Origin of the sequence: Bradyrhizobium sp. (assembly GCF_027451485.1) — a bacterium.
In the GTDB taxonomy this organism is placed as follows: Bacteria; Pseudomonadota; Alphaproteobacteria; order Rhizobiales; family Xanthobacteraceae; genus Bradyrhizobium.
On sequence record NZ_DAIDJE010000186.1, the window covers coordinates 29,572 to 45,638 of the forward strand.

The following is a 16,067-nucleotide window of genomic DNA, read 5'->3' on the forward strand; positions in this document are numbered from 1 at the left end:
CAGACGTCCGAGTCAAGCGTTCCCGCAGCGAAGCGAGGACAACGCTTGACGCGGCGGCGACACCATAAACTGGCTATGGGGTGCAGGCGAAGTCCTGCACCCCTGCCACGCGGCGAGCGGGAGAGCGCGAGGGGAACCCCTCGCATTCTAAATAAAGGGCTTTGCGCCGAAGGCGCTCCGTTTTGGAGAGCGAATGCCGCAACTTTACTTCACAGACCTCGCGATGTTGCGCCGCTCAGCAATCGTTGATGGTGTCACGCACGAACTCCAGGCGGAGACGATCGCGGCGGTGGAGGCAACAGGACTCAGCGACGGCATGCCATTCATTCTGGATGATTGCGGCGGCTACGACGTCGATCTCAATCGCTTCTTTCGGACCTGTCCTACGATGGGCGTGCGCTCGTCGAACAGTCTCAGGGCGTATGCCCGTGATCTTCTGGTTTGGATGCGATTCCTCTGCGAGCGGCGGGGGAGCAAGCCGATCTGGCAGGCCGATCGCGAAGATGTCGCAGCCTATCATGCCGCGCGCCGCCGATCGGCACCAGTTCACCGGATCTCTGCGGCCTCGTGGAACCGTGCTGTGGCCGCGCTTGAGAAGTTTTATGGCTGGGCAATCGAAGAAGAGCTCATCGCCGCATCGCCATTCGGATCGAGTACGACGTGGCGGCGCGTTCGCGGCGGACGATTAACACCGGTTAGGACTGTCCGTGCCCGCGAAGCCGGCGCCCGACGTGGCGACCTCCGGTTCGTCGGTCTCGATCATTTCTTTGCTTTCCGGGATGTTGGGTTGCGGGGCCGCCAGCTCGATGGATGTGAGGACGCTGCATGGAGCGGGCGCCACGGCGAGCGCAATGCCCTGTTCGCGGAACTGCTCGTCACAACCGGCCTGCGACTGGAAGAGGCGGCGAGCCTGCTTATAGTCGAATTACCCGTAGCTGATCGGATCCGATCGGCTCCCAGATCGATCCCGTTTCGGCTTCCGGCCTCGATCGCCAAAGGCGGGAGATCGCGAGAGATCCGATTACCAGCGCGGCTTCTGCATCGCCTCGCCGACTTTGTGGCGATCGAGCGCGCCAATGCGCTCACCAATTTCCGCGATGTCAATTCCGGTTCGATCGTCGTTGGTGATGGCCCAACCCGCGGCACGATTGGTCTTGCCGACAGTACCGGCCAAGTCCGATCTGTTCGCCTCGATGTGCTCAGCCCGACCGAGCGGAGGCGGCTCGTCACGTCGTCGGGAGAGCCGATGATCCTCTGGCTGAACGAAGCGGGTCGGCCGATGACGTCGCCTGCCTGGGCGGCAGTGTTCCGCCGGGCAAGCACGCGGTGCCGCACTCTCGGCATCGATCTCGATGTCACCCCACATGCGTTGCGGCACACCTTCGCCGTCCACATGCTTTCCATGCTGATCCGCGAACAGATCGGCGCCGTCCTGGCCGATGGTCCGCCTGACGAACCGGGCTCCGCCGCCTACCGACGGATGATCGGCGATCCGCTGCAGAAGCTGCAGCGCCTTCTTGGGCATGCCAGTATTGCCAGCACTTACATTTATCTCGACAGCCTGGAGGAGAGCCGCGCGCTCGTCGAGGCGGCCGCCGAGCGCTGGGGCGCGGCGGTCAATGCTTCGACGAAGGATGTGTCGTGAGCGGCAGGCGGGCAAGCTTTCCGCCGGCCGAGACCGCCATGGCGAGGCCGCTCGGCGCACTCCGTTTCGAGATACCGGTAGAGAGCGGCAAGCGCGTCACCGTCACCTTGAGCGATTCCTCGCGGCCGCGGCTTGCCCGCGCTTTCGGCGCGGCGCTGCGCGACAGTCTGACGGCGCCGGGTGTCGTGTGCACGCCCGCCAAGGTGCGCACGCATGTCGATCAGCTACGCCGGTTCCTGTACTTCCTCGATGCCGCCGGCGAGGCTGTCGACACCGTCGCGATGATTGAACCGACGCTTTTCGACCGCTATGAAGCCTGGCTGAAGCGCAACACCTACGCTGGCGCCATCTTTCGCCGGCATCTGCTCTCCCGTCCGATCCTTCTCTTGCGCCAGATGGAGGAGTTGGAGCCGGGTTCCCTGCCCTCCGCTCTTCTGCCGCGACTCACCTATCTCAGCCTGGACCCGTACAAGAACAGCCGTCCGCGCGACGCCTACAGCGGAGCCGTCGCCGCGAACATCCGGCGCGCGGCACGCAAGCAGATCGTCGAAGCGGCCCGCCGGATCGCGCTGGAAGGCAAGCTGCCGACGTTGCCAGCCGATCTTCATCCGAGAGTCCAGGAGCGCTATCAGTTGCTCATCGAGGCGATCGACAGGGACAGTTGGGTCGCGTCAAAGGATCCGCTCTTCGACAACATGCGTCAGCGCGCCATCTACTACGGAGCGTCTCGCCGCGTGGATCTGAGTTGTCCGGCGACGCATGCCCGCTTCTACCTGACGGCGGTCGACGTGGTCGCCTTCATCATTCTGCTGTCGCTTGGGACAGGGCTCGAGATCGAATGCTTGCGCGAGCTGAAGGCCGACTGCCTGAAGAACTCGACCAAGGGTTTTGTTGATATCGCATATTTCAAGCGCCGCGCGCACGGTGCGGAGTGGAAGACGGTCAGGGTCCGCGACGGCGGGGCGACCACGCCGGGTGGCCTCGTGCGCCTTGCGATCAGGCTCACTGCCCGAGCCCGTCGCCGCCTTGATACCGATCGGCTCTGGGTCTGGGGATGCATCCACGGCCTGATTGGCGGCATGACGAGAGCCAATTTCATGCCGCGCTACTTCGTGCGTCAATACGGCCTCGTCGATGACCAGGGCCGCGCCCTCCGCATCGAGCTTTCGCGACTGCGCAAAACCTACAAGGCGGAGTGGTATGTGAAGACTGGTGGCCAGCTCGAGACGTTCGCGCAAGGTCACTCCGTCGAGATAGCGGCGGAACACTATGCCGACATTCCCGCGCTCAAGGGCGTGCATGAAGCAACGATCGCTGCTGCGCTCGAGGATGCACTCGCCGCGAGCCGCCGCGTGCCCAACCCGGAACCACGCATCGTCACGCCCAAGGAAGAGGCGATGATCCGCCTGGATCCCGGCGGCAACGACCTACCCGGAACGCTCGCAGGCGAAGCGATCGTACCTTTCCTCGATGGAGCGCAGGACCTGTGGCTCGCCGGCTGCGCCAGTTTCTACGACAGTCCGTTCGCGGCGAAGGGCGACGCCTGTCCATCGCCGTTCTGGAGTTGCCTCGACTGCAGCAATGCCGTCATCACCGCCCGCAAGATTCCGGCGCTAATCGCCTTTCTTGCATTTACAGTTGCGCAGCGGGAGGCACTCGCTGAAGCCGATTGGGAGGCCAAGTTCGGTCGGGCTTATCGACGCATCCGCGACCAGATCCTGCCCGCCTTCCCGAAGGCGGTGGTTACCGCTGCGCGCACCGAGGCCGAAGCAACGCCAGGCATCGTCTACCTGCCGCCGGAAGCGAGCGCGACGTGACGGCGATTTCTGCTCCGTCGCCCAATACCAGAGGCGTCGTTTCGCGGATGCGGCGCGACGACGAACTGGTGTTGGCGACGCACGCCCTCAAGCCGGGAACGAATGAGGCCAGCTTGTCGCGCTTTGGCGACGACCGCTGGGATCTCGCTTCCGCGGTCTTCCGTGAGAACGCACCGCATGCGCTTACAGCCGTCAACTTCGCCGTGCTCGACGATCCGCTGCAGCGTTTGACCGCCAAAGAGTTCATCTGGGCGCGGCTGAACGAGCCTTCGCCCTGCCCGACGCGGGTTCGCATGGCGCCGACGATCGCCCGCGCAACGCTGACGGACCTGAGCGGCTTCATGCAGTTCGTTGCGCGGCATGCTGGCGCGTTCGGAATGCACCTGGTCGATCAAGCAATGCTCGACGCTTATCTCGCTGAGCTTCGGCGCGAGCGGAGGCGAACCGCCGAACGCGTCGCTCATCTGCTCGACGTACCGATCGAACTCGATCGCTATTCGTCATTTCTGACGCTCGGCGGCTTTTGCTGCCGTCCCTGGCGAGGCCGTCCCGCAGCGCGGGTCGCCGGGCTGCCGCCGCGACCGATGGTGGCCGAGAACCGCACGCCGCGCATCCCGGAGCCGGTCATTGGTGCGCTATTGCGATGGTCGTTGAAGTATGTCGATCTCTTCGCCATCGACATCTTCGCCGCCCGCGCCGAACTCGACCGGCTGGAACAAGCCATACATCTGCGCGACAGCGCCGAGGTACCTGCTGCGCTCATTGATCGGCTCGACGTGTATATCGGCCGGCGTTGTGCCGACGGTCGCGGCATTCCCATTTCCGCCTTCGACCGGGGCGGTCGGCGCAAGCCGCAAAGCCAGTCGACCGGCATGCTGGAGCCCGCCATCAACTTTCATCTGATCGCCCTCCAACTCGGCTGCGATAAGCGCCTCCTGATTTCTCGCCCGGCGCTCCGCAGGCGCTTGGAGCGCGCCATCGAGCGTCTCGGCGGAGAGATCGGCGGCATGGATAGCACTATCGCGGTCGACCCGGATACCGGCTTGCCCTGGCGAGAGCGGTTCGACGAACGCAGCATCGCCGAAGAAGAACGGATGCTGCAAGCCGCAGCCTATGTCATCTGCGCCTACCTGACGGGCATGCGCGATAGCGAACTGCAGGCCATGCGCGTCGGCTGTTGGTCGCTCGGCCGAAGCGCCGACGGGATCGTTGAGCGACATCGTATCAAGAGCATCACTTATAAAGCGCGGGAGACAAGCGGCGAGGAAGCCGAGTGGGTGACCATTGCCCCGGTGGTGCGCGCGATTGAGGTGGTGGAGCGCCTCACCATGCCGCAACGGGAAGTCCGCGGTGCCGATACCATCTGGCAGGCCCTTGCGATGCACAATGGCAAGATGACCGTGCTTCGCGGCGGTGTGATCGGCCTCATCAACGGCTTTCGTGACCACCTCGATGCTCGCTCGCCCGAGGAGCCGGCGATCCCACACGTCGAGGGTGGCCCATGGTGGTTCACACCCCGTCAGTTTCGAAGGACGCTCGCCTGGTACATCGCCAACCGGCCGTTCGGCACCGTGGCGGGCAAGATTCAGTACAAGCATGCGTCGATCGCCATGTTCGAGGGCTATTCCGGCTCCAGTCCATCGGGCTTTCGCCGCGAGGTCGAGCAGGAACGCGCGCTCGGCCAGATCGATGATGTGGTCGAACATTACGAGGAAGCGATCAAGCGCGGACTGCCTCCAGCGGGGCCAGCAGCGGCGCGACTGCGGAACGAGTTCGCACGGATCCGCGATGAACTCGGCGATCTGCCGGGCCGCATCGTCGATGCACAGCGACTGCGATCGATGCTCGGACATCTCGGGCGCGCGCTCCACGTCGGTCTGCTGGCCGACTGTTTCTTCGATCCCGATACGGCGCTCTGCCTCGACCGTGAGAACGCCACGACCGACCGAAGCGCTCCGGCACTATCCCACTGCCGACCGGATCGTTGCCCAAACGCCTGTGTCACGCGTCGTCATCTGGCGCCTTGGCAGGCGTCGATCGCCGAGGGCGAACATCTGCTCCAGGATCGGCGGCTCTCGTCGCTGCAGCGCCAGGTTCTGACAGAGGACAATGAGCGCAAGCGGCGGCTCATCGCGCCACTCCTCGAAGGAACACCAGAATGACCAAGCCAATCAGCGCTGCCGCCGCCTCGTCCATTGAGGCAGCCATATCGCGGCTGATAGGCAGCGGCGATGTCCAGACGACATTCACAATTACCCGCTTGGCATCGGAGGCCGGACTCTCGCGCGCAACACTTTACAGGGCGCCCGAACTGCTCGTGAGATTCCGGTCCGCCATCGCGTCGCATCCGCGAGAGGTGAAGAGTCCCGCATCCAGCGCAGATCGGGTCCGCCAACTCGAAGCCGAGATTGCCGCCCTGCGCGGACGTGAGACCGAGGAGCTTCGCGCCCTGCGGTCATCCAACCGGAACATGGCGCAACATATCCAGGCTCTCAGCCTCCTCGTGCGCCAGCAAGAGCAACGGATTGCCCGGCTTCAGGCCGAACCCTCGGAATCGGGACGCGTTGCAACGCTCTTCGCACTTGCCGCGACGCCGCCACGTTGACGAATCTTTCCTCGCTCGGATTGTGAGCGTCGGCGCCGGTAGCCGCGGTCCGACCGGATGAAGGCTTCGAGCATGTGTGGGATCAACGTCGCGGCGTCGACGGGCTCGTACAGCCGGCTGTGCTCGGCGGCATAACGGTCGAGTTCTTCTTTCAGGGGCTCAGGGATGCCGATCGTCATGCGGACGAGACCGACCTTCGGCAAGCGGCCAAGTTTCAGATCCGCCATTCGTCGCCTCCCACCCAAAATGCGACAGAGACATGTTGACCGTTCAGATAATCGCCGTAGGCCACGAGATCGCGGTGAACCGTGGCCGGCAGTTCGAGCGAGACCTTGACCGGCTTGTCATCGGCGATCGGGCCGAGTTTCAACTTCGCCATATCAGCCTCTGTAGGGTTCGAGCACCAGATCGCGGGTGACGATTACGCGGACCGGGTATCCAGGTCGAATGGTGAGCGTCGGCGCAATGTTGAGCTGGCGGCTAACGATCTGCTGACCGGTCTGATTGATGCTGTCGGAGGCGCCGTTGCGGAGCGCACGGACGATATCGCTCTCCTGCCCGGATGTGCCGGCCTCCGCCCCGACGCTGAGAAGCGTGGAGAGCGCAGCGGCCTTGAACAATTCTCCCCAGTGGTAGTCGACGCCATCCTCGAGGCCGGCATAGCCCTGGGCGTCCGCGCCGGGCTGGCGTTCGAGGACGATCGAGCGACCGTTCGGGAAGATCAGCCGATTCCAGACGAGGAGTATGCGCCGCTGACCGAAGCCGACGCCGCTGTCATATTGCCCGATGACGCGCGTACCCTGGGGCACGAGCAGGATCTTGCCGGTCGGGCTGTCATAGATGTTCTCAGTCACCTGCGCGGTGATCTGACCTGGCAGGTCAGAGCGGATGCCGGTGATGAGCGCGGCGGAGATGACGGCACCGGCCTGCAGGACGTTCTTCGACGCCGGCGCTGCAGCACGATCCGGCGAGACGGTCCGCTTGTCCGGCGTCTGATTGAGGAACGCGAGCTGGCGGTCCTGCGCCGAGGGCGTTGCGGGCTGCGGCGCGAGGCCAAGGCTAGTGAGGTCTGGTTGCGGCGCGACGGTTGTCGCAGGCTGCGCGCTATTTGCCGGCCGCGTTTCCGTTGACGCAAACAGCCGCGCGGTCCGCGCCGCCTCCAGCTCCTGCGCCCGGCGCTGCTCCTCCGGGCTTGGCCCGACAGGGCCTGATGCCGGCGCACCGATTGCCGGCACGGGACCGCCATTTTGCGCGTTGAGGATCGGGCGGCCGAGATCGCCAGGGAGCGGCGGGCCGAGCTTCGGAACGCCCGAATAGTCCTTCGGCAAGCCGGCAAGCCCGTCGGGCGTTGAGCGATTGTCGGTCGAATATAGCTCCTGGCCTTGGCCATTGTGACGGGTCTGAAGCGCAAAGATCAGCGCGCCGCCAACACCAAGGCTAGCGGCGAGACCCAGTCCGGCGAGGACCTTGCGAGACACGCGCGTCACCCTTGGCGGCTCGGCGCGCAACCGCATGGTCGCGGCCGGCTCGCCGGTGAGCGGCCGGGCGTCATCCTCGGCCTGGGTCTCCGGCCCGGCGTCATTCGCTGGCACCCGACCTTCTTCTTCCTTCTCGGGATTCGACTTGTCGCTCACGATGCCGGCCTCCCATCGGTGCGGGAGATGCGGACGCGCTTCTGGTTCTTGACCGCGCCGAAGCGAAGTTCGGCGGCAGCGAACAGCCGATCGACGATCATGTAGTTGCCGCGCACGCGATAGTTCACCAGTTCGGAAGTGTCGCCCTCCGGCCCTACCACGAACAAGGGCGGCATCTCGCCCTGGCCGATACCGCGTGGGAATTCGATGAACACCTGCTTGCCGTCATCGAAGGCGCGCAGCGGCCGCCACGGCGCGCGGTCGCCCGTAACCTCGTAGCGGAAGTTGACGCGGGCGAGATCAATGCCGCCGGACACCGGCTGCGCGGCCTCGGCCTGCTGGTTCTGGCGGCGCAGCGCGATGAGCTGGTCCTGCGGATATTGCCAGGACACCGACGCCATGTAGGTCGAGGGCGTCGCGCGCAGCTCCATGTGATAGGTGCGCCGGTCGGTGTTGATGACGAGGTTGGTCATCAGCTCGGCGCGGGTCGGCTTGACGAGGATGTGTATCTGCTTGGCCGCGCCAATGCCGCTCTCGGTATCGCCGATGATCCAGCGCACGGTGTCGCCGGCGGCGACAGGACCGGAGCCAACGAGTTGCTCGCCCGGCTGGAGCGCGATGTCGGTGATCTGCCCCGGCGAGGCATAGACCTGATAGAGCGCGCCATCGACGAAGGGATAGATCTGCATCGAGTTGATGAAACCGTTGCGAACGGGCTGGACGCGTGCGGCGGCGTTGGCCTGGTTGACGCGTGCAGCGGGATCGGCCGGTTCCGGCTCGGGCTTGCCGTCCTTGCCGATCGGCTTCAACTGGCCGGGAAGCGGCAGCGGCCTTGGCAGCTCCACCACCCTGACGGGCGCTGGCAGATCGCTCGTTTGCACGGCCGGGGCCGCATTGTCGTAGGAGATCTCCGGCGGCGGCGTATGGGTGGCGCACCCTGCCAACGCCGAACCGGCGAGCAGGATCGCCGGCAACGCGGATTTACGGAAAGCCGGCATTACGTGGATGCGGAAAGCCGGACGCCCTGCACTCCAGGGGGCGGCTTTACGGAGTGCTGGCATCATTGTCCAAGCTCCTTCGACCAGTTGATGGCGTTGATGTAGATTCCGAGAGGATTCTTCCGCAGCGTGTCGGCATCGCGCGGGGGCTGCACGACGACGGTGAGGATGGCGGACCAGCGTTCGGTGGAAGCCAGAGAGCCATCCTGATAGCGACGCTCGATCCAGGCGATGCGGAAGCTCGACGGCGAGGCGCGTATGACCGACGACACCTCGATCGCGATCTGCTGCTTCCCGACCTTGGTGAACGGATCGTTGGCGCGGGCATAGTCGTTGAGTGCGAGGGCACCGCCCTGCGTCGTGAAATCGTAGGCGCGCAGCCAGTTCTGTCGCACGATGATGGCGTCGGCCGGGATCGAGCGGACCTGCTCGATGAAGCGCGCGAGGTAGAAGGCGATCTGCGGATCGTTCGGCTGATAGTCGGCGGTCGCCGGCGCCACGGCCTGCGCTTGGCCAAGTCGATCGACCTGCACGACCCAGGGCGCGATCGAGCCGTTGGCGGACTGCCAGACCAGCGCAGCCGAGAGCCCGCCCGCGAGCGCCAACGAGCCGAACGCCATGTAGCGCCAGTTACGGGCCTGAACGCGGGCGGAGCCGATGCGCTCGTCCCAGACCTGCGCCGCACGCTGGTAGGGCGTCTCTGGCTGCGGGGATTTTCCGTAATGGGTGGTTGGTCGTTTGAACATGCTCAGTCGCTTTCGGAGAGGTTGACGGAGGAGCCGCCGCCATGACTGTCGCCGCTGCGAACGGCATGGGCGGCGGCCTGAACGCCATGGGTGATCTGCTGCGAGCGCTTCATGCGCTTCGCCCAGGCTGGCGGGCTTTCGGTGGCCGACGAGGATGCGGCCTCAGCGGTGGCTTCACCCGCCGCTACGTCGGATGACCCTGTGGCGATCTGCGTCGCGGCCTGGCTGCCGCCTTGGTAGCTCTGCTTCAGGCTGTCGGCCGCACGGCCGGCAGCGCGCTTCAACGGCGAGACGGCGGCCTTCGCGCCCGTGCTGGCTACATTGCCGAGACCAGATGCGACGCCCGATGCGCCAGACTGACCAGCGGCGCCAAGGCTGTAGGCCGTGGATGCTCCGCCCGCGAGGGCAGCCCCGCCACGCGCGGCCGCGGCGGCTCCTCCTGCCAGCGCGGCACCGCCTGAGACGACCGCGCCTACCGTAGCTGCACCCGCCGCGACCATGCCGCCGGCGGCGAGACCCGTGCCGACCGCCGCGCCCGCGCCGAGCTGCGGTCCGCCGGAGACGAGGCCGTTGGCAATGCCAGGGCCGAAGATGCCGAGGCCGAGCAATGACAGCGCGGCAAGCACGATCGCCATGGCGTCGTCGATCGACGGCGTGTTGCCGCCGAATCCTGCGGTGAATTCCGAGAAGAGGGTCGAGCCGATGCCGATGATGACGGCAAGAACCAGCACCTTGATGCCGGAGGAGATGACGTTGCCAAGGACGCGCTCGGCCATGAAGGCCGACTTGCCGAACAAGCCGAAGGGGATCAGCACGAAGCCGGCGAGCGTCGTCAGCTTGAACTCGATCAGCGTGACGAAGAGCTGGATCGCGAGAATGAAGAAGGCGAGCAGTACCAGCGCCCAGGCGAAGAACATGCAGGCGATCTGGATGAAGTTTTCGAAGAAAGACCAGTAGCCCATCAGGCCTGAGATGGAGTCGAGCAGCGGGTGTCCCGCGTCGAGTCCCGTCTGCGCCACCTTGCCGGGGCGCAAAAGGTCGCTGACGGAAAAGCTGGTGCCCGAGGCTTTCAGGCCGAGCCCCGCGAAGCTCTCGAAGATGATGCGTGCGAGATTGTTCCAATTGGAGATCAGGTAAGCGAAGACGCCGACGAACAGCGTCTTCTTGACGAGGCGCGCCATGATGTCGTCGTTAGCGCCCCACGACCAGAACAGCGCGGCCAGCGTCACATCGATGACGATCAGCGTGGTGGCGATGAAGGCGACCTCGCCGCCGAGCAGGCCGAAGCCACCATCGATGTAGCGTGTGAAGACTTCGAGGAAATGGTCGATGACGCCGGTGCCCCCCATGTCAGCGAACCTCCGGCCGGGTGGGATCAGCCTGCATTGCAGGCGCGGTCAGCCCCGCCGGCGCGCTTTCTTTGCGGATGGGATCGGCCGACGCCGGCGCACTCGGAAACAGTGTCGTCGGCGAGCCGGGAGCCGGCGACGATGGTGGCGCTGCCTGGCCGAGGAAACGTCGCCGATTCTCGGCCCACGCTCTCAGGCAGCCGGGATCGCGCGGGCCAGCCTCGCCGATCTCCGAACAGCGGAGTAATTCGGCCGCGAGAGGATCTTGCGATGCGACGGGACGCCCCCGCGTCGCGAAGTCGATTGGCCGATCATCTTTGCGGTTCATCTCGATCGCGGTCGCCGTGATGGCGACCGCGACGAAGACGATGGCGCCGATGCGAGCGAGGGTCTTGCCGTCCATCGCGCTGCCCTCAGTGATTGCCGTAGAACATCTGCGCGTTACCGGGCTGGTAGCCCGCGCCCGGCGTCAGGAAGCGGCGGCGTTGCTCACGGCCCTGTTCGGCAGCGGCCGCCTGTTCGGCTGATTGCAATGCCTGCGCCCGGCCATTCGCTGCGACGACGGCGGTGAGATCGGCGAGCTGCTGCGCCTGCAGCGCGAGAAGCTGGTTGCCGGCCTGCGTCGCCTGCAGCGCGCCCGTCGCGCCCTGACTCTGCCCGACCAGCGCCGACATCTGCGCACGATTGGTGTCGATGTTGCCGACGACGCCCGCCTGCACGCGCATGGCGTCCTGCAGGCCGCCTACCGTGTTCTGCCAACGTGAGCGCGCGTCGGCAACGAGCTGCTGATCGGAGGCCGACAGCGAGACGTTGGCGTATTTGGTCTGGAACGCCTGGTCGATCTGCTGGACGTCATAGGCGATGTTCTGCGCCTGCTGGAGCAATTGCTGCGTCCGCTGCACGGACTGCTGAAGTTGTTGCAGCGAGGAGAATGGCAGGCTCGCGAGGTTCCGGGCCTGGTTGATCAGCATCTGCGCTTCGTTCTGAAGCGAGGTGATCTGGTTGGTGATCTGCTGGAGCGAACGCGCCGCCGTCAGCACGTTCTGAGCATAGTTCGAGGGATCGAACACGATGATGGCGTGGGCCGGCGTCGCCAGCATCGGCGTGAGCGCGACGGGAGCGATAAGCAGAGCGGCAGCGAACCGCGCTGCGCGGGATTGGCGCAGTTTCATGAGGACTTCTCCTTGTTAGTGAGCGTGGGAATGAGGTCAGCCGCCCAACCGACCTCACGGTGGTTGAGCCAGGCGGCGAGGAATCCATCGCGGCCATGTTCGGCGACGACGCGGGCGATGGCGGCCTGGTCGGTCTTCGACGACGCAGCGCAGAGCGCGAGCGCGACATCCGACAGCCCCAACTCGAACAGGCGGTTGCCGCGCCGCGACTGGCAGTAGTAATCGCGCTTCGGCATGGCTCGCGCGATGATTTCGATCTGGCGATCGTTGAGGCCGAAGCGGCGATAGATCGTGGTGATCTGCGGCTCGATCGCGCGCTCGTTCGGCAGGAGAAGCCGGGTCTGACAGCTCTCAATGATAGCGGGCGCGATCGCGGAGCCGTCGATGTCCGACAGGCTCTGCGTGGCGAAGATGACGCTGGCGTTCTTCTTGCGCAGCGTCTTCAGCCATTCGCGGAGCTGGCCGGCGAAGCCATCGTCATCCAGCGCAAGCCAACCCTCGTCGATGATGAGGAGGGTTGGAGAACCGTCGAGCCGATCTTCGATGCGATGGAACAGGTAGGAGAGAACGGCGGGCGCCGCGTCGGTGCCGATCAAACCTTCCGTCTCGAACGCCTGAACCGCGGTCGATCCGAGATGCTCGCGTTCCGCGTCGAGCAGCCGGCCGTAGGGACCGCCGACGCAATAGGGCCGCAATGCCTGTTTGAGATCGTTCGACTGGAGCAGCACGACCATGCCGGTGATCGTGCGTTCCTCGATGGGCGCGGACGCCAGCGAGGTCAGCGCCGTCCAGATGTGCTCCTTCACCTCGGGCGTGATCGGCACGCGTTCGCGCGTCAGGATCGACACAATCCAATCGCCGGCCCAGGCGCGCTCGGGAACGTCATGGATGCGGGCGAGCGGCTGTAGGCTGACGCTGTCGATCGCGCCATCGCTGAGATCGCCACCGAGATCGTGCCAATCTCCGCCCATGGCGAGCGCCGCCGCGCGGATCGAGCCGCCGAAGTCGAAGGCGACGACCTGGGCGCGCGCATAGCGCCGGAACTGAAGCGCCATCAGCGCCAGCAGCACGGACTTGCCGGCGCCGGTCGGGCCGACGATCAGCGTGTGACCGACGTCGCCGACGTGAAGCGAAAGCCGGAACGGGGTCGAGCCTTCGGTCTTTCCGAAGAGCAGTGGGGGCGCTGCAAAATGCTCGTCCCGTTCCGGCCCCGCCCACACCGCTGACAGCGGGATCATGTGGGCGAGATTGAGCGTGGAGATCGGAGGCTGGCGGACGTTGGCATAAACATGGCCGGGCAATGACCCGAGCCAGGCGTCCACCGCGTTGATGCCTTCGGCCATGGCGGTGAAGTCGCGGCCCTGGATGACCTTCTCGACCAGCCGCAGCTTCTCGTCGGCCGCGCGCGGATCGTCGTCCCACACCGTCACCGTCGCGCTGACATAGGCCATGCCGGCATAATCCGCGCCGAGTTCCTGCAGCGCCATGTCAGCGTCGGCGGCCTTGTTTGAGGCGTCGGTGTCCACGAGGACGGACGCCTCGTTGGTCATCACCTCCTTGAGGATAGCGGCGATCGACTTGCGCTTGGCGAACCATTGCCGGCGAATCTTGGTCAGCAGCTTGGTCGCGTCGGTCTTGTCGAGCAGGATCGCGCGCGTCGACCACCGATACGGAAACGCGAGCCGATTCAGCTCGTCGAGCAGCCCAGGTGTCGTCGCGGTCGGAAAACCCGTCACGGTGAGGATTCGCAGATGCGACGCGCCAAGGCGGGGTTCGAGTCCGCCGGCGAGCGGCTGATCGGCGAGCAGCGCATCGAGATAGATCGGGGTCTCGGGAACGCGGACGCGATGGCGCTTGGTCGAGACGCAGCCGTGCAGATAGGTCAGGGTCTCGGCGTCGTCGAGCCAGTGGCATTCCGGCATGAAGGCTTCGACCAGGCGCAGGATGCGGTCGGTGCGATCGGCAAAGCCGGTCAGGGCTTCTTGCGGGTCGATGCCTGACTTCTCGCGCCCCTCGTAGAGCCAGCTTTCCGCGCGCGCGGCGTCTTCGGCGGGCGGCAAATAGGTGAAGGTCAGGAAGTAGCTCGACTCGAAATGTGCGCCGGCCTCCTCGAAGCCCGCCTTGCGCTCGGCATCGACCAGCGCGGAGGCGGCGTCGGGAAAACGGCTGTCCGGATAGCGGTTCGACGCGTGACGTTGCGCCTCGACGAAGATCGCCCAGCCGCTGCCGAGACGGCGGAAGGCGTTGTTGAGCCGGCCGGCGACGGCGACCAGCTCGGCCGGAACGGCGCTGTCGAGATCGGGGCCGCGAAAGCGGGCGGTGCGCTGGAACGAGCCGTCCTTATTGAGGACGATGCCGGCGCCGACCAATGCGACCCAGGGCAGGAAGTCGGCGAGCCGGCTGTTGCGATTGCGATATTCGGCGAGGTTCATCATGGGTGCGCTCTCGTTCAGACGGTGAGATGCGCCGGGACGCGCAGATGCCGACGCACGACGTCGACGAAGAGAGGATCGCGCTTGGCGGCCCAGACGGCGGCGACGTGGCCGATCGCCCAGATGGCGAGGCCGACGAGCCAGAGGCGAAGGCCAAGGCCCACGGCGCCCGCGAGGGTGCCGTTCATGATGGCGATCGCGCGCGGGGCGCCGCCGAGCAGGATCGGCTCGGTCAGCGCCCGGTGAACGGGGACCGTGTAACCCGGCACCTCACCGCCCTGTTCGACAGCGCCCGTCATCAGACCAGCGCTCCGCCGCCGAACGAGAAGAAGGACAGGAAGAAACTCGACGCGGCGAAGGCGATCGACAGGCCGAAGACGATCTGGATGAGCCGGCGGAAACCGCCCGAGGTATCGCCGAACGCGAGCGTCAGGCCGGTGACGATGATGATGATCACCGCGATGATCTTGGCGACCGGGCCTTCGATAGACTGGAGGATCTGTTGGAGGGGCTGTTCCCACGGCATCGACGAGCCGGAGGCGTGGGCGGGCGCGGCCATCACCATCGACAGCGTGGCGACCGAAACGGTCATGGCGAGATGGCGGCGCGCGAGGCGCAGGCGTTGGATCACAGGCTTTCTCCTTCGGGGTTTTGGGTGAGCAAGGTCGGGCCACCGCTACCCTCGACGACGGCGGGCACGACGCGGTAATCGCCGTCCGGGCCGAGGCCCTCGACACGCGCGAGTTCGCAGAGCCGGCGCGCGGAGCCGCGGCCAGAGAGGACGGCAATGAGGTCGATCGTCTCGGCGATCAGCGCGCGCGGGACGGTGACGACGGCTTCCTGGATGAGCTGTTCCATCCGGCGCAGCACACCGATGGCGCTGCCGGCGTGGATCGTGCCGACACCGCCGGGATGGCCGGTGCCCCAGGCTTTGAGCAACTCCAGGGCCTCGGCTCCGCGGACCTCGCCAACCGGAATGCGGTCGGGGCGCAGGCGCAGCGACGAGCGGACGAGATCGGAGAGCGAGGCGACGCCGTCTTTTGTGCGCATCGCCACGAGGTTCGGCGCGGCGCATTGCAGCTCGCGCGTATCCTCGATGATGACGACGCGATCGGCGGTCTTTGCGACCTCGGCGAGCAGCGCGTTGGTCAGCGTGGTTTTGCCAGTGGATGTGCCGCCGGCGACGAGGATGTTGGCGCGAGACGTCACGCCCTGGCGCAGCGTCTCGGCCTGTCCGGCCGACATGATCCCGGTGTGGACGTAATCGTCTAGGGTGAACACGGCGACAGCGGGCTTGCGGATCGCGAACGCCGGAGCCGCAACCACAGGCGGCAGCAGGCCCTCGAACCGCTCCCCTGTCTCGGGCAGTTCGGCGGAGACGCGCGGGGCTCCGGCATGGACTTCGGCGCCAACGTGGTGGGCAACCAGGCGGACGATGCGCTCGCCGTCCGCCGCCGACAGTCGCTCACCCGTATCGGCGAGCCCTTCGGACAGGCGGTCGATCCACAACCGCCCATCGGGATTGAGCATCACTTCAACGATGCCGGCGTCGTCGAGATAGCGCGCGATGGCCGGCCCGAGCGCCGTGCGCAGCATCCTGGCGCCGCGCGCGAGACCTTCCGAATTTTGATGCGAAGCCGCCACATGACCCCCGATTCCATCGGGGTCG

14 protein-coding genes and 1 pseudogene are annotated in these 16,067 nt (G+C 65.9%); 3 read left to right on the plus strand and 12 right to left on the minus strand.

What is annotated here, in order from left to right; genetic code table 11:
- Nucleotides 1-316: 316 nt before the first annotated feature.
- From NEZ08_RS22440 to NEZ08_RS22450, 3 genes are read left to right on the plus strand one after another with little or no spacing between them, the layout of a single operon-like run.
- Entirely contained in the window at nt 317-1,645 is a 1,329-nt protein-coding gene (locus NEZ08_RS22440) for a tyrosine-type recombinase/integrase (RefSeq protein ID WP_298112030.1), read from the plus strand.
- Nucleotides 1,642-3,462, plus strand: coding sequence for a hypothetical protein (locus tag NEZ08_RS22445; RefSeq protein ID WP_298111966.1), 1,821 nt, complete (start codon nt 1,642-1,644; stop codon nt 3,460-3,462). The genes NEZ08_RS22440 and NEZ08_RS22445 overlap by 4 nt, the downstream gene beginning before the upstream one ends.
- Nucleotides 3,459-5,624 (plus strand): hypothetical protein, encoded by a 2,166-nt coding sequence (locus tag NEZ08_RS22450; protein WP_298111968.1) that lies wholly within the window; start codon nt 3,459-3,461, stop codon nt 5,622-5,624. The genes NEZ08_RS22445 and NEZ08_RS22450 overlap by 4 nt, the downstream gene beginning before the upstream one ends.
- Nucleotides 5,625-5,997: 373 nt before the next feature.
- On the opposite strand, the gene NEZ08_RS22455 is transcribed toward NEZ08_RS22450, so the two are convergent.
- The 12 genes and pseudogenes from NEZ08_RS22455 to trbB all read right to left on the minus strand — a co-directional run bounded on the left by NEZ08_RS22455 (nt 5,998) and on the right by trbB (nt 16,042).
- The gene (locus tag NEZ08_RS22455) at nt 5,998-6,294 is read right to left on the minus strand and encodes a DUF2274 domain-containing protein (RefSeq protein ID WP_298111971.1); all 297 of its coding nucleotides are present in this window, start codon (nt 6,292-6,294) and stop codon (nt 5,998-6,000) included.
- Nucleotides 6,295-6,338: 44 nt separating this feature from the next.
- A pseudogene (locus NEZ08_RS22460) lies at nt 6,339-6,446 on the minus strand (DUF2274 domain-containing protein); the annotation flags it as partial.
- A gap of 1 nt (nt 6,447) precedes the next feature.
- Entirely contained in the window at nt 6,448-7,701 is a 1,254-nt protein-coding gene (locus NEZ08_RS22465) for a TrbI/VirB10 family protein (protein ID WP_298111973.1), read from the minus strand.
- On the minus strand, nt 7,698-8,765 hold the full coding sequence (gene trbG, locus NEZ08_RS22470) for a P-type conjugative transfer protein TrbG (protein WP_298111976.1): 1,068 nt from the start codon (nt 8,763-8,765) through the stop codon (nt 7,698-7,700). Before trbG ends, NEZ08_RS22465 begins: the two co-directional genes overlap by 4 nt.
- The gene (gene trbF / locus NEZ08_RS22475) at nt 8,762-9,445 is read right to left on the minus strand and encodes a conjugal transfer protein TrbF (protein WP_298111977.1); all 684 of its coding nucleotides are present in this window, start codon (nt 9,443-9,445) and stop codon (nt 8,762-8,764) included. Before trbF ends, trbG begins: the two co-directional genes overlap by 4 nt.
- 2 nt (nt 9,446-9,447) lie before the next feature.
- The gene (gene trbL, locus NEZ08_RS22480; RefSeq protein WP_298111979.1) at nt 9,448-10,794 is read right to left on the minus strand and encodes a P-type conjugative transfer protein TrbL; all 1,347 of its coding nucleotides are present in this window, start codon (nt 10,792-10,794) and stop codon (nt 9,448-9,450) included.
- Nucleotide 10,795: 1 nt separating this feature from the next.
- Nucleotides 10,796-11,197 (minus strand): putative entry exclusion protein TrbK-alt, encoded by a 402-nt coding sequence (trbK-alt, locus tag NEZ08_RS22485; RefSeq protein ID WP_298111981.1) that lies wholly within the window; start codon nt 11,195-11,197, stop codon nt 10,796-10,798.
- 10 nt (nt 11,198-11,207) lie between these two features.
- The gene (gene trbJ / locus NEZ08_RS22490; RefSeq protein WP_298111984.1) at nt 11,208-11,966 is read right to left on the minus strand and encodes a P-type conjugative transfer protein TrbJ; all 759 of its coding nucleotides are present in this window, start codon (nt 11,964-11,966) and stop codon (nt 11,208-11,210) included.
- On the minus strand, nt 11,963-14,401 hold the full coding sequence (gene trbE, locus NEZ08_RS22495; protein WP_298111987.1) for a conjugal transfer protein TrbE: 2,439 nt from the start codon (nt 14,399-14,401) through the stop codon (nt 11,963-11,965). The genes trbJ and trbE overlap by 4 nt, the downstream gene beginning before the upstream one ends.
- 14 nt (nt 14,402-14,415) lie before the next feature.
- Nucleotides 14,416-14,697: a VirB3 family type IV secretion system protein gene (locus tag NEZ08_RS22500; RefSeq protein ID WP_298111989.1), complete on the minus strand. Its 282-nt coding sequence runs from the start codon at nt 14,695-14,697 to the stop codon at nt 14,416-14,418.
- Nucleotides 14,697-14,990: a TrbC/VirB2 family protein gene (locus tag NEZ08_RS22505; protein ID WP_298112033.1), complete on the minus strand. Its 294-nt coding sequence runs from the start codon at nt 14,988-14,990 to the stop codon at nt 14,697-14,699. The genes NEZ08_RS22500 and NEZ08_RS22505 overlap by 1 nt, the downstream gene beginning before the upstream one ends.
- Before the next feature lie 35 nt (nt 14,991-15,025).
- Nucleotides 15,026-16,042 carry a P-type conjugative transfer ATPase TrbB gene (gene trbB, locus NEZ08_RS22510; RefSeq protein WP_298111991.1) on the minus strand — a complete coding sequence of 339 codons (1,017 nt, stop codon included), beginning with the start codon at nt 16,040-16,042 and terminating at the stop codon, nt 15,026-15,028.
- Nucleotides 16,043-16,067: the final 25 nt, after the last annotated feature.

Coding starts and splice junctions, on each gene's coding strand:
- NEZ08_RS22440 (WP_298112030.1), top strand. CDS start 317: ATGCCATTCATTCTGGATGATTGCGGCGGCTACGACGTCGATCTCAAT.
- NEZ08_RS22455 (WP_298111971.1), bottom strand. CDS start 6,294: ATGGCGGATCTGAAACTTGGCCGCTTGCCGAAGGTCGGTCTCGTCCGC.
- trbG (WP_298111976.1), bottom strand. CDS start 8,765: ATGATGCCAGCACTCCGTAAAGCCGCCCCCTGGAGTGCAGGGCGTCCG.
- trbF (WP_298111977.1), bottom strand. CDS start 9,445: ATGTTCAAACGACCAACCACCCATTACGGAAAATCCCCGCAGCCAGAG.
- trbL (WP_298111979.1), bottom strand. CDS start 10,794: ATGGGGGGCACCGGCGTCATCGACCATTTCCTCGAAGTCTTCACACGC.
- trbK-alt (WP_298111981.1), bottom strand. CDS start 11,197: ATGGACGGCAAGACCCTCGCTCGCATCGGCGCCATCGTCTTCGTCGCG.
- trbJ (WP_298111984.1), bottom strand. CDS start 11,966: ATGAAACTGCGCCAATCCCGCGCAGCGCGGTTCGCTGCCGCTCTGCTT.
- trbE (WP_298111987.1), bottom strand. CDS start 14,401: ATGATGAACCTCGCCGAATATCGCAATCGCAACAGCCGGCTCGCCGAC.
- NEZ08_RS22500 (WP_298111989.1), bottom strand. CDS start 14,697: ATGACGGGCGCTGTCGAACAGGGCGGTGAGGTGCCGGGTTACACGGTC.
- NEZ08_RS22505 (WP_298112033.1), bottom strand. CDS start 14,990: ATGACCGTTTCGGTCGCCACGCTGTCGATGGTGATGGCCGCGCCCGCC.